This is a genomic window from Escherichia sp. AM3 (assembly GCF_032029835.1).
Taxonomy (GTDB): domain Bacteria; phylum Pseudomonadota; class Gammaproteobacteria; order Enterobacterales; family Enterobacteriaceae; genus Escherichia; species Escherichia coli.
The window spans coordinates 1-254 of record NZ_JAVUPQ010001130.1; the positions used below are offsets into that span (position 1 = coordinate 1).

The following is a 254-nucleotide window of genomic DNA, read 5'->3' on the forward strand; positions in this document are numbered from 1 at the left end:
TAACTTCCGTGCATATTGAACCCCATTGAAAAAATTCATAATATGCCCGGCCATAAAGGTCACACCAGCTTCTTTACACGCTTTGACCATATCCACACAATCTTCATAACTTAATGCAATTGGTTTTTCACAAAAAACATGCTTCTTATTCTTTGCTGCTTTAATTACTGGTTCTTTATGCAGATAATTTGGGGTGGCTACGATCACGCAATCGACTAATTTACTTGAGACTAAAGCATCCAAGCTTGACATAT

Annotated in this window: 1 protein-coding gene; it reads right to left on the reverse strand. The window is 37.0% G+C overall.

Annotated elements, in window-relative coordinates:
• Positions 1 to 254 (reverse strand): Gfo/Idh/MocA family oxidoreductase (locus tag RTW80_RS30000; protein WP_312721806.1); only part of this gene is annotated, 254 nt, incomplete at both ends.